The sequence below is a fragment of the Empedobacter stercoris genome, assembly GCF_020281205.1.
Lineage (GTDB): Bacteria > Bacteroidota > Bacteroidia > Flavobacteriales > Weeksellaceae > Empedobacter > Empedobacter stercoris.
This window is the reverse complement of record NZ_JACXZC010000047.1, coordinates 1-10,355: the sequence shown is the minus strand read 5'-3', so window position 1 is coordinate 10,355 and position 10,355 is coordinate 1. Positions and strand designations below refer to the sequence as shown.

Here is a 10,355-nt window from a genome sequence, read left to right as displayed (position 1 = left end):
GTGCAATGTTGAAGATTAGTAATTCTATTCAACATTTGTGCTAAAAGTCGGCTCCATCGCCAATTTGCCAAACGTTATGCGTCACCCTAAAGAACAACTCTAATAAACAATCATCCATCATTTTAAAAACAAAAAGTCACAATTATTTTTTTAATTCAAAAGTATATCGTAATATTGCAATATTATAATAAAGGTATGGGAACAACTAAAACAGAACATTTTACAGAAAAACAAAGCGAAATTGCGATAATTGCAAAAGCAATGGGGCATCCTGCAAGAGTTGCTATTATCGACTTATTATTAAAAGTAAATGCTTGTATCGGAAATGATATTTTAGAAAAAATTCCGCTTGCACAACCTACGATTTCTCAGCACCTAAAAGTTCTTAAAGATGCCAATTTAATCAAAGGAACAATTGAAGGAAATACGGTGTGCTATTGTATCAACGAATCTACTTTCGAATTACTAAGTAAATATTTTGGAAATATTGCTTCTAATGTTATCCATCAAGACTGTTGTTAAATTAAAAAATAAAAATAATGCAAACAGAACAAGAAATCAAAGAAATGGTAAAGCAAAAATACAGTGAAATTGCTTTACAAGACAAAGGAAGTAACGCTTCTTCCTGCTGTGGTGCAGGTAGTTGTAGCACCGAAGTATATAACATCATGAGCGAAGAATACAACGAGCTGGATGGTTATAATCCCGATGCAGATTTAGGTTTGGGTTGTGGCTTGCCTACACAATTTGCCAAAATCAAAAAAGGCGATACCGTTATTGATTTAGGAAGCGGAGCGGGTAATGATTGTTTCGTTGCCAGAGCAGAAACAGGCGAAACTGGAAAAGTTATCGGAATTGATTTTACAGAAGCGATGATTGATAAAGCTCGGCAAAATGCAGAAAAATTGGGTTTTAATAATGTTGAATTTAGACAAGGTGATATTGAAAATATGCCTGTAGCCGCGAATACGGCAGATGTCATTGTGAGCAATTGTGTCTTAAACCTTGTACCGAATAAACAAGCGGTTTTTGCCGAAATGTTCCGCGTATTAAAACCAGGCGGACATTTCAGTATTTCAGATATTGTTTTAACAGGAGAACTACCCGAAAAAATTAAAAATGCGGCTGAAATGTATGCAGGATGTGTGGCAAGTGCGATTGATAAAGAAGAATATTTGAGCTTTGTAAGCAAAGTTGGATTTGCAAATATGATTATTCAAAAAGACAAACCGATTATTGTTCCTGACGATATTTTGAAGGATTATCTAAATGAAGAAGAAATTACGCAATACAAAGCAAACGATACGGTAATTAGAAGCATAACGGTTTATGCCGAAAAGCCAGCGGATTGTTGTTCACCAAGTTCGAAATGTTGCTAAAAAAATAATTATGGAATATCAAATTAAGGCTTCATCTGTTTCAACAAAAGATGCGATACTACAAATAAAGCAAAATGAGATAGCTTTTGGAACGACTTCAAATTCAGCAGAAATTTTACCTAATCCTGCCGAACTTTTTTTAGGAGCTTTTGCTGCGTGTATGCTAAAAAATGTAGAACGATTTTCTGCTATGATGAATTTCACTTATGCAAAAGCCGTAGTAAATGTGTCCGCTATTCGCACGGAAAAACCTGTGAAAATGGATAATATAAATTACAAGTTAATTATTTACAGTGCTGATGAAAATATAAATACCGTATTGCTAAAGAAGAATATTGAAAAATTTGGCACAATCTACAATACCGTAAAGTTATCGTGCACTATAAATGGAGAAATTATTCAAGTAAAAAACGATGAATATTAAAATGAAGTTCTTAGACCGTTATCTGACGGTCTGGATATTTTTAGCAATGGCAATTGGTGTTGGTTTGGGATATTTTTTCCCAAATATTCCTACTAATATCAATGCCGTTTCAATCGGAACAACTAATATTCCATTGGCAATCGGATTAATTTTAATGATGTATCCACCATTAGCAAAAGTGGATTATTCCTTATTGCCCAAAGCGTTACAAGATAGAAAAGTAATTGCCATTTCTTTGTTACTCAATTGGGTAATCGGTACTTTGTTGATGTTCGGATTAGCCGTTTTGTTTTTGCGAAACGAACCTGAATATATGACAGGACTTATCTTGATTGGTTTGGCAAGATGTATCGCAATGGTTATAGTTTGGAGTGATTTAGCCAAAGCTAACAGAGAATACACCGCTTTACTTGTTGCTTTGAATAGTATTTTTCAAATTTTCTCTTACAGTTTTTTTGTATGGTTGTTCATCAATGTTTTACCAAAATATCTTGGATTGGGGGATTTTGATGTAAGCGTTTCAATGCGTGCTGTTACTGAAAGCGTTTTAATATACTTGGGTATTCCATTTTTAGCAGGTTTTTTAACCCGATACATTTTAATAAAACGAAAAGGGAAAGAATGGTATCATCACAAATTTATTCCTAAAATTTCGCCCATTACATTGATTGCTCTTTTGCTAACTATTGTTGTAATGTTCAGTTTAAAAGGCGACAAAATAATTGAATTACCATTTGATGTTTTAAAAATAGCCGTTCCGCTTATCATCTATTTTGTATTGATGTTTTTCGTGAGTTTTTTCATCAATAAAGCGTTGAAAGTTCCTTATGATAAAAATGCTTCAATTTCATTCACCGCCACAGGAAACAATTTTGAATTAGCAATTGCAGTTGCTATTGCAGTCTTTGGTATCAATTCGCCACAGGCTTTTGTTGGAGTTATTGGTCCTTTAGTAGAAGTTCCCGTTTTGATATTATTAGTCAAGATTAGTCTATTTCTAAAACAAAAATACGATATAAAATGAACCAGAAAATTTTAGTGCTTTGCACAGGAAACAGTTGTAGAAGCCAAATTGCAGAAGGTTATTTACGCTATTTTGCAGGTAAAAAAGCAGACGTTTACAGTGCAGGTGTGGAAACGCACGGAGTAAATCCAAAAGCAATTGCCACAATGAAAGAAGATGGAATTAACATTTCAAATCATACATCAAACAACATTGACGAATACAGAAATATAGACTTTGACTTTGTTATTACCGTTTGCGACAACGCCAAAGAACGCTGTCCATTCTTTCCGACAAAAGCCAAAAAATTTCATTACAATTTTCCCGACCCAGCCAAAGCAACAGGAACGGACGAAGAAATTGCCGAAGAATTTAGAAAAGTGAGACAACAAATTAAAGCGTATTGCAAAGATTTTATTACTGAAAATTTGTAACTTGACGACCAAAAAAGGGCGAACGCATAACAAGGGTAACTGTTGCACAACTCCTATTTTAAATAAAAATACGATATATTGGACCTCGTTTAAGCCTTTTTAAGCGAGGTTTATTTTTAGAAAAATATGCTGAATTGTAATATTAGGTTTGCTTAAAAACTCACTTTTTAAGTCGTGAAGGAGTGATTTTGTAGAAGCGTAGTTCTTCCCTTGTTTTAAAGAAATAACTTGGGCTAAAACACTTGATTTTTTGACTGTAAAGCGTAGATATTTCTTCAAGTTGTAAGATAAACTTGACATCAAAACGTGTTTATTGGCTTGTGCCATTCCTCTGCTGTTGATTCGTTTTAGGTTAAAAAAGTTAATCAACGTTCCTAAAACGGGTTCTACTGTAGCACTTCGACGCTTTACTAACCTGCGGTGATATGCTTTGTTTTTGGTGAGTTTTTCGTGCATTTTATCGTACAAAGGTTTGTGAATGCTTTCTTCCAATTTTTTAAACTTGGTTACTTTACCACAACATTGCGCTCTCAAAGGGCATTTTCCACAGTCATGCTCACTACTTCGGTAGCTCTTCTTTTCATAACCTTTGCTGTCTGTTAAAGTCCGTTTAAACGGTAAAAAAGCTTTATTTCCGCCTTCTTGAATACATTCGTAACGGTTTTCTTTTTTATTGAAAATAAAGCCTTCCCGTTCGGGTTTATATTGTCCAAAGTTGGGGATCCAAGCATCTAAGTTATGATCTTCACAATATTGCAAACTCGTACCGCTACTGTAACCCGCATCAGCCAAAACTTCTCCTATTTGAATCTCATTTTGTTTAAAATTTTCAATCGTTTGATCCATAATTTCTGCAAAAATAGCACTGTCTTTACTACCTGCTGTGCTGGCACAAGCGGCTGTAATCACATGGTGTTTATCATCAACTGCTAACTGTCCCGCATAATTTAATTGACGTGGTTTTCCTGGTTTGGTCGAGATTTTGGCATCGGGATCTGTTGGACTATAATGGGTATGATTACTCAAAAATTTTGGACGAATATCTTCACCATCTTCATTTTTTTGAATCGTTTTGCGAGCAGCAGGCATTCCTTTAAACTCTTCTTTTTTCCAATTATGATGTTGTTCTACTAACTTCTTTCGAGTTGATGTTACAGTTCGATTAGGCTCTCTGCATGCTCTGAATTCTGAATTTTCTTCCAACTCATTTACAAAAGCAGAAGCATCGTTTAGAACCTCTTTTTCAACAAGAGAATCCATGCTAGCGTTCGCTTTTATAAACGCTGAATCTACCGCCTGACGTTTCCCAGAAACCATGCCTTTATTGACACACAGTTTTAAAACCAACTGAAACAATTGCAAGAAAACTTCTTCGCCAAATAATGCGCGAGTTCGGCTAATTGTCGAATGCCAAGGCAATTCTTCGTTCAGATCATAGCCTAAAAATAAACGAATACTCAAACTATCCGAACAAAAACGAATCAATGCTCTGTCGCTGTTGATATTATTCAAATAACCGACCAATAAAATTTTAAAAAACACCACCGGATCAATACTCTCTTGACCTTGAGTGCCGTAATATTTTTGAGTGGATTTGTACAAAAAATGTAAATCTAATGCTTGATTTACATGGCGATAAAAGTTATCGGGTGGAACTAACCGCTCTAAACTTAGTTCGTAAAATAATTGTGGGGTAAATTCTTTTCGTCCTTGCATACTACAAGATCCGAATTTTTTTTTATTTTGAGTTGTGCAACAAGCACATAGTATTTCGCGAAAAACGGGCTGAAAGTAAACTTTCATCCCATTCATTTCCAATCGCAAAATTGCTTTTGCAATAACAATCTAATAATTACGTTATATCAAAGCAATTTGCTTGAACGTTCGAACTTGAGCTTTCGCTCAACTTCTCTCCCGTTTTTCGCAAATACTAGGCCCGTTACCTGCAATTTCACTAAAACTCTTCATAATACGAAATGAATCAAAAAATCACAAAATTTATTTATTGGACAATAACTATAAATTTACTTATTGCATTCTTAATGTTTTCAGCATTAACAAATTTTGATTTTCGAGGAACCTTTAAATTCATTAACGATGCATTTTTGAACTTCATTATTGGAATCCTTGGACTGTATTTCATTGGGAAAATTGTTGGGGAAAATCTATGGAGGTTTAAATCTAAAACAAAAAAATTTAATATTTTTCACGGAATTTTAGCAATATTTTTAGTTTTATTTTTTGGAACCATAATAGGTTCAACAGTTGGATTTTTACAAGAAGGACTTCCTAACCAACATTATGAATATAATTTGGGTGAAGAAGTTTATGATTATTTCTTTAAGCCATTATATTGGATTTTACTTTTTGGTTTTCTTCCAACTTTAATAAGTGGAATTTTTCTTGGAAACGTTTTACGAAAATTGCCTGAATAAAAGAAACTGCAGGTAACATCGGCTTGGCAAAATGCGAGGTTAAGTGCACAATTGAACTTCTCGCCTTTTTAGCCGCCAAAAGCTGTTTGCTTTTGTTTTTTTATTAAATTTACCAAAAGGCTCACAGCTTTTGCTTCGTTCGGTTCTGAATTGAACTTTCGCTCAATTCAAGCCCGCACTTCGCCAAGCCGCGGCCCGTTAGCAGAAATTTTTCCCAAAGCAATGTTAGAAAATCAAAAAGTTAAATTGAAATCATTTTTAGGCAAAAATTCAAGTAATTCTGATCTAGATGAAAGAGAAAATTATTGGAAATTAATTGGAAAAACTGGAAATATTATTGAAACTAAAAATGAAAATTTTGAGAACAGAGTTTTAGTATTATTTGATGATAATTTAGATGAATTAAAACTTTTCAATCATAATCCTATAAAAAATTCTTTGTGGATTTTAACTACAGATTTAGATATTATCAAATAGTGTCAAAATGAATGCAAAATTACTTGTTGACGATGATATAATCGGAATTATAAATTTAGAAATTTCGGATGAGTTTATGGGAGTACTTTTTGGTGAATTAATTCCAACTGAAATTTACAAAAACTATCAAAACGAAATACATAAACATTTTGAACAAAAAGGAATTTCTAATATAATGGACTTTAATTACAGAATACGTTTAGAAAATGGTTACGAACTAAGACCTGAAGGTGGGATTGGAATAATACATTCTCGTGAGTTTAGTGATGAAATTATTGTGGAAACGGCTGGGAATAATATTGAAGAATTAAAAAACTTCTGCTAACATCGGTTTGGCAAAATGCGGGGGAGAGTGCAAAATTGTACTTCTCGCCTATTTTATCCGCAAAAGCTGTTTTGCTTTTGTTTTTTTATTAAATTTACCAAAAGCCACAGCTTTTGCTTCGTTCGGTTCTGAATTGAACTTTCGCTCAATTCAAGCCCGCACTTCGCCAAGCCGCGGCCCGTTAGCGGCAACCCTATGAAAAAACTTTACTACAAAAGATATTTTAACGAAATTAGAATTGAACAAGATGAAGTTTGGGGAACTTGCAACTATTATTTTGAAACACTTCAAAACGGAGAAGTATTGCGCCAAATTGAGGTTTATGAAAATGATAAAGAATTAAGATATGACAATAAGCATAGAGAAGATGAATATGGATTTTTGACTGACCAATTTCTTTATCTTGATGAGTTTGAAAATTATTCAATAACTGAAACTGAATTTGAATCTAAATGGCAAAATTGAATTATTTAATTGGTGATGCAACAAGTCCGCATATAAATGGAAACAAAATAATTGTTCACGTTTGTAATGACATTGGTGGTTGGGGAAAAGGATTTGTATTAGCAATTTCTAAAAAATGGAAAGAACCTGAACAACAATATAGAGAATGGTTTAAATCAAATGTAAATTTCAATCTTGGAAATGTTCAGTTTGTACAAGTTGAAAAAGACATTTGGATTGCTAATTTAATCGGACAACATAAAATTAATAAAGATGAAAATGGTAATGTTCCAATTCGTTATGAAGCCATTTTAAAAGGACTTGAAAAAGTTTCTTGCTTTTCAATTGATAAAAACGCAAGTGTTCATATGCCGAGAATTGGTTGTGGTCTTGCTGGTGGAACTTGGGAACAAATTGAACCCTTGATAAACCAATCACTAATTGAAAAGGATATTGAAACGTATGTTTATGACTTAAAATAAAAGGGCAGCCGCTAACACGGTATTGCCAAAAGCGGGGCTAAAGTGAATAACTCAACATCTGCCCTACTATTCCGCCAAAAACGAATTTTATTCGTTTTTTATTTTTAAATTTAACTCATATAAATTCGTTTTGGCTAGCCTCGGTGCAGAATTTAAGCTTTCAGCCATAAATTCCCCGCCTTCGGCAATACCCGAAACGTTAGCGGTAATTTTAAAAAACCGACAATTAAAGAGACAATTAACAAATTAGAAAACACAAAAAAACATTCACTTATGGGACTATTTGACTTTTTTAAAAAGAAAGAAACTCAACCAAATCCGACTGTACAGCCAACACAAACAAACAATGTCGTTGATGAAACGCAACAAGAATTTATTGACGACTCAACAGCAAATGCTGAAAGAATAATTGAGGCATTTGGAGAAAGATATGATGATGCATTCGACTACTCTGTAAAAAGTTTAGAATCACTTGATGAACTTCTTGACAATTTCGCAGACTTCGCTGAAAAAATGGACGATGAAATGAAAAGTGATTTAATTGCGCAAGCTGGTTCGTATATATTTGAAGTTGCCAGAAGAAATTTTGGAGGGAAATATTTTTGGTATGACAAATTAGACCAACCTATTTTAGTTACTGGACTTCCTAATTACGAAATTTCATTAGTTGCTTTCGACAAAGTAAAAATGAGAATTGAAAATGGACAAGAAGATAATATTCCTTTTTTCTTCCAAGGTTACTCGGAAAGAGTTATAAATGCGAAACCAGGCGACAAAGCAATGATTGTCTAAGAAAATAAAGACAAAAATAAAAACTACCGCTAATAACTAAGCTTTCGTCTTGCCCGGAGGGCATGAGATGGAAGCCTGTTGAACGGAACCGGAGTTAGCTTTTAATTCTTATGGAGTTATCGAAGTTTAGTTTTAAGATATACAAGCAGTATTTTATATGATTACTGCTTTTTTTGTGCTTCCTTAGACTGTGAAGTACTAAAAACTTTAATTTTCAGGCATAAAATCCCTTACCCATTAAGTTAATTAACAGGGGAATTTACTTCTGATTTAAAAAGATAAGTTTTTGGTGGACCTCGATCTCCAAAGAGTGCTAATGTTACTAAATTGCCTTCTTTACAGCAATAACAAAGGCGATGTTTTGTTTTTATTTTTGATTCTTTTCGTTTGACTTTTAATTGTTTTTGTAAGTCTTGTAATTTTCCTCTTTTCCAACTGCTGCTTAAAATTCCATAATGTCTTATTCGAACAAAACGTTTGGGTAAAATGTGTAGACTAAAACGACGAATAAATTCGTGATTTGGTAACAGCATTTCCTTATTTTGACCATTGCTGCTATAATCTTTGTACCGAAAATTAACTTCTGTTGCAGTAACCTCTTTGATACGATGGTTACTAATAGCTACCTTGTGTGTGTATCGTCCTAAATATTCGATCACTTGTTTTGGTCCTCCAAATGGACGTTTGGCATATACCACCCAATTTGATTTAAATAAAGAATCAAATAATTGAATATCTCCCAACTTTTCTTTACGCAAAAAAGTTACATACTTTGCTCTAAATACCTTACTTAATGCCTTAACTGAGAAAAGATATTTATCCGATTTAATCTTTCGTTTCCATTTTTTATTAGCCTGAATTCCCGCTCCCGGCACGATACAATGCAAGTGAGGATGAAGGCTTAAGTTTTGTCCCCATGTATGTAATATTGCAATCATCCCAAGCTGTAAACCTTCCGTTTGAGCAAACGTGGACATTGTACTCCAAGCTGCATCAAAAAGGATTTTATATACTTTCCGAGGTTCTTTGATTGCTAAATCATTCAGTTGATTAGGTAACGTAAAAACTAAATGATAGTAACTACAAGGTAATAAATCTTGTTCTCGAGCATTTATCCATTCTTCTCGTTTGTGACCTTGACAATTTCCCCGTAGGATTTTATCATTATATTTATATAAAAAAATGTATTACTATGTTTATGTATTATATAGCATAAAAGATAAAATGTTATATACTGGATATACTAAAGATTTAAACAAACGAATTAAAACTCATAATGAAGGAAAAGTTGTTGCGACAAAGTATAGACAACCTCTTATTCTTATTTATTGGGAAGGTTGCTTAAATCAACAAGATGCTACAAAAAGAGAAAAATACCTAAAATCAGGTAGTGGTAAAATTTATTTAAAAAATAGATTAAAAAATTATTGGAATAATCCAACGGGGTAAAGGACAATGCCTATTACGACAACTATTGTAGCTAATGTGTAAACTTCCACAATCTTCACATGCATCTACATGACCTCCTAAAGCAGCGGTTCTACAAAGCGATAAAGCTCGCAATGTTTTTTCTTGATGTATTGTAAAGTTTTGACTGGATAAATCTAGTGTTCGAAGCACATCAGCTACTTCCCATTTCGACGACATAATTCAAAAACAGTATCTAAAGGGTTATGTACTTTTTTATTTTCGAGCTGACAAACATGTAAATAAACCATCGTACTCTCGATTGTGCTGTGTCCCAATAATCGTTGAACCAATAGTATATTGACACCATCCTCTAATAAATTTGTAGCATAACTATGACGTAAAGTATGCGTGTTGACATCTTTATAAATACCGGCTTTCTTACAAATGGTTTTTATCACCCATTGGACGCCTCGTTGGCTATAGCTAGTGTTTAAATCTTTTTGATTAAAAGGATTTCCTGTAAATAAATAAGTCGTAGGATGTTCAACAGAAATATAGGTTTTTAGGCCACGAATGATATGATCAGACAACGGAACATAACGATCTTTTTTACCTTTGCTTTGAACGATATGAAGCAATTTTCGATCAAAATCTAAATGTTTTAATTCAATTCTTCTTACCTCCATACAACGAAGTCCACAACTGTAAATTAAACCAATAAGTAAACGATGTTTTAATAAATCAGCACTT

General features: G+C 33.4%; 14 protein-coding genes and 2 pseudogenes. 12 read left to right on the top strand and 4 right to left on the bottom strand.

The features are described 5' to 3' along the window. Positions 1-195: 195 nt before the first annotated feature. From IF125_RS13850 to IF125_RS13830, 5 genes are read left to right on the top strand one after another with little or no spacing between them, the layout of a single operon-like run. On the top strand, positions 196-522 hold the full coding sequence (locus IF125_RS13850) for an ArsR/SmtB family transcription factor (protein ID WP_225542885.1): 327 nt from the start codon (positions 196-198) through the stop codon (positions 520-522). Between the two features lie 17 nt (positions 523-539). After that, entirely contained in the window at positions 540-1,379 is an 840-nt protein-coding gene (locus IF125_RS13845; protein ID WP_124642830.1) for an arsenite methyltransferase, read from the top strand. A 10-nt stretch (positions 1,380-1,389) separates the two neighbouring features. Then, positions 1,390-1,803, top strand: coding sequence for an OsmC family protein (locus IF125_RS13840; RefSeq protein ID WP_124642799.1), 414 nt, complete (start codon positions 1,390-1,392; stop codon positions 1,801-1,803). Beyond that, a complete protein-coding gene (arsB, locus tag IF125_RS13835) occupies positions 1,793-2,827 on the top strand; it encodes an ACR3 family arsenite efflux transporter (protein WP_225542884.1) in 1,035 nt (344 codons plus the stop codon). The genes IF125_RS13840 and arsB overlap by 11 nt, the downstream gene beginning before the upstream one ends. After that, the gene (locus tag IF125_RS13830; RefSeq protein ID WP_225542883.1) at positions 2,824-3,240 is read left to right on the top strand and encodes an arsenate reductase ArsC; all 417 of its coding nucleotides are present in this window, start codon (positions 2,824-2,826) and stop codon (positions 3,238-3,240) included. Before arsB ends, IF125_RS13830 begins: the two co-directional genes overlap by 4 nt. Positions 3,241-3,339: 99 nt before the next feature. Here IF125_RS13830 and IF125_RS13825 read toward each other — a convergent pair whose 3' ends face one another. Then, positions 3,340-4,956, bottom strand: a complete 1,617-nt coding sequence (locus IF125_RS13825; protein ID WP_455424164.1) for an IS1182 family transposase — start codon at positions 4,954-4,956, stop codon at positions 3,340-3,342. Between the two features lie 260 nt (positions 4,957-5,216). On the opposite strand from IF125_RS13825, the gene IF125_RS13820 reads away from it, so the two are divergent. From IF125_RS13820 to IF125_RS13795, 6 genes are all read left to right on the top strand, one after another. After that, a complete protein-coding gene (locus IF125_RS13820; protein ID WP_225542881.1) occupies positions 5,217-5,675 on the top strand; it encodes a hypothetical protein in 459 nt (152 codons plus the stop codon). Positions 5,676-5,897: 222 nt separating this feature from the next. Further along, entirely contained in the window at positions 5,898-6,152 is a 255-nt protein-coding gene (locus IF125_RS13815; RefSeq protein ID WP_225542880.1) for a hypothetical protein, read from the top strand. Between the two features lie 7 nt (positions 6,153-6,159). After that, positions 6,160-6,477, top strand: a complete 318-nt coding sequence (locus IF125_RS13810; RefSeq protein WP_225542879.1) for a hypothetical protein — start codon at positions 6,160-6,162, stop codon at positions 6,475-6,477. A gap of 195 nt (positions 6,478-6,672) precedes the next feature. After that, positions 6,673-6,942 (top strand): hypothetical protein, encoded by a 270-nt coding sequence (locus IF125_RS13805; RefSeq protein WP_225542878.1) that lies wholly within the window; start codon positions 6,673-6,675, stop codon positions 6,940-6,942. Beyond that, the gene (locus IF125_RS13800) at positions 6,930-7,403 is read left to right on the top strand and encodes a macro domain-containing protein (protein ID WP_225542877.1); all 474 of its coding nucleotides are present in this window, start codon (positions 6,930-6,932) and stop codon (positions 7,401-7,403) included. The genes IF125_RS13805 and IF125_RS13800 overlap by 13 nt, the downstream gene beginning before the upstream one ends. Before the next feature lie 273 nt (positions 7,404-7,676). Beyond that, positions 7,677-8,195, top strand: coding sequence for a hypothetical protein (locus IF125_RS13795; RefSeq protein WP_225542876.1), 519 nt, complete (start codon positions 7,677-7,679; stop codon positions 8,193-8,195). A 242-nt stretch (positions 8,196-8,437) separates the two neighbouring features. Here IF125_RS13795 and IF125_RS13790 read toward each other — a convergent pair. After that, positions 8,438-9,337: pseudogene (locus IF125_RS13790) on the bottom strand (IS91 family transposase); the annotation flags it as partial. 40 nt (positions 9,338-9,377) lie between these two features. On the opposite strand from IF125_RS13790, the gene IF125_RS13780 reads away from it, so the two are divergent. After that, entirely contained in the window at positions 9,378-9,644 is a 267-nt protein-coding gene (locus IF125_RS13780) for a GIY-YIG nuclease family protein (protein WP_225539818.1), read from the top strand. On the opposite strand, the pseudogene IF125_RS13775 reads toward IF125_RS13780, so the two are convergent. Together IF125_RS13775 and IF125_RS13770 are read right to left on the bottom strand one after the other, a co-directional pair. Beyond that, a pseudogene (locus IF125_RS13775) lies at positions 9,645-9,842 on the bottom strand (transposase zinc-binding domain-containing protein); the annotation flags it as partial. Next, positions 9,821-10,355 (bottom strand): tyrosine-type recombinase/integrase (locus tag IF125_RS13770; RefSeq protein ID WP_225542874.1); only part of this gene is annotated, 535 nt, incomplete at its 5' end. The gene IF125_RS13770 and the pseudogene IF125_RS13775, both read right to left, overlap by 22 nt.

What these genes read in the sequence shown, in the direction of transcription:
- IF125_RS13850 (WP_225542885.1), top strand. Translation starts at nt 196, where the DNA reads ATGGGAACAACTAAAACAGAACATTTTACAGAAAAACAAAGCGAAATT.
- IF125_RS13845 (WP_124642830.1), top strand. Translation starts at nt 540, where the DNA reads ATGCAAACAGAACAAGAAATCAAAGAAATGGTAAAGCAAAAATACAGT.
- IF125_RS13840 (WP_124642799.1), top strand. Translation starts at nt 1,390, where the DNA reads ATGGAATATCAAATTAAGGCTTCATCTGTTTCAACAAAAGATGCGATA.
- arsB (WP_225542884.1), top strand. Translation starts at nt 1,793, where the DNA reads ATGAATATTAAAATGAAGTTCTTAGACCGTTATCTGACGGTCTGGATA.
- IF125_RS13830 (WP_225542883.1), top strand. Translation starts at nt 2,824, where the DNA reads ATGAACCAGAAAATTTTAGTGCTTTGCACAGGAAACAGTTGTAGAAGC.
- IF125_RS13825 (WP_455424164.1), bottom strand. Translation starts at nt 4,956, where the DNA reads ATGCAAGGACGAAAAGAATTTACCCCACAATTATTTTACGAACTAAGT.
- IF125_RS13820 (WP_225542881.1), top strand. Translation starts at nt 5,217, where the DNA reads ATGAATCAAAAAATCACAAAATTTATTTATTGGACAATAACTATAAAT.
- IF125_RS13815 (WP_225542880.1), top strand. Translation starts at nt 5,898, where the DNA reads ATGTTAGAAAATCAAAAAGTTAAATTGAAATCATTTTTAGGCAAAAAT.
- IF125_RS13810 (WP_225542879.1), top strand. Translation starts at nt 6,160, where the DNA reads ATGAATGCAAAATTACTTGTTGACGATGATATAATCGGAATTATAAAT.
- IF125_RS13805 (WP_225542878.1), top strand. Translation starts at nt 6,673, where the DNA reads ATGAAAAAACTTTACTACAAAAGATATTTTAACGAAATTAGAATTGAA.
- IF125_RS13800 (WP_225542877.1), top strand. Translation starts at nt 6,930, where the DNA reads ATGGCAAAATTGAATTATTTAATTGGTGATGCAACAAGTCCGCATATA.
- IF125_RS13795 (WP_225542876.1), top strand. Translation starts at nt 7,677, where the DNA reads ATGGGACTATTTGACTTTTTTAAAAAGAAAGAAACTCAACCAAATCCG.
- IF125_RS13780 (WP_225539818.1), top strand. Translation starts at nt 9,378, where the DNA reads ATGTATTACTATGTTTATGTATTATATAGCATAAAAGATAAAATGTTA.